1 protein-coding gene is annotated in these 660 nt (G+C 68.5%); it reads left to right on the forward strand.

Features of this window, described 5'->3' with window-relative positions; all coding sequences use genetic code 11:
- Nucleotides 1-245: 245 nt before the first annotated feature.
- Nucleotides 246-660, forward strand: a 415-nt coding sequence (locus BZY54_RS43850; protein WP_086730943.1) for a DUF2617 family protein, incomplete at its 3' end; no start/stop codon positions are given.

Genomic DNA, 660 nt, shown 5'->3' on the forward strand with positions numbered 1-660 from the left:
CGGCGCACGCCGTGGTTGAACAGTTGAGCAGGTAGGCCCTCTGAGGGATGGAAAGCCTACGAACTTGGGTAAAAACGCTGTGGCGGCGCCACCGTTCATGATTCCCTCTAACTCGCCGACGCAGCCCCCAGGACATCCTGCTCACACCTCTTCTGAACTGGGCTGACCGGGCCGTTATCCCCCTGTGGACCGGGGTGCGCCGGCCCAAGCCTCCTTCTTTCTTTGCGTGCTAGCGGAGCCGATCCATGCTCACGACTCTCAAGACCACCTACACCGACACGCGCGCGGCCGACCTCGCCTGGGCCCTGGGACGCGAGCCGCTGCCCGCGCTGGCCACCCTCGACCTCGAACTGCCCGGGGCAAAAGTGCAATTGAGACTGCTCGGCGCGTCCCACCAGGTCCTCCTGGAGGAGCAGCGGGGCATCTGTTCGGAGACGGTGGCGTGCATCGCGGGCTCCAGCACGCCCCTTCCGCTCGGCGTCGCCAAACGGGTCGGCGACTGGGAGTACGAGTTCGCGGCGCGCGTCGAGGCGCTCTCGCCCGGGTCGTTCGCCGGTCGCGCCCAGGAGTTGCTGGCCCTCGTGTCCGACCACCCGCACGGCCTCGCCGGCGTGTTCCCCGGCAGTCCGCACGCGTTCACCGCGCTGCTGGCGCAGCACC

Origin of the sequence: Streptomyces carpinensis, from assembly GCF_002154505.1 — a bacterium.
Classification (GTDB): domain Bacteria; phylum Actinomycetota; class Actinomycetes; order Streptomycetales; family Streptomycetaceae; genus Streptomyces; species Streptomyces carpinensis.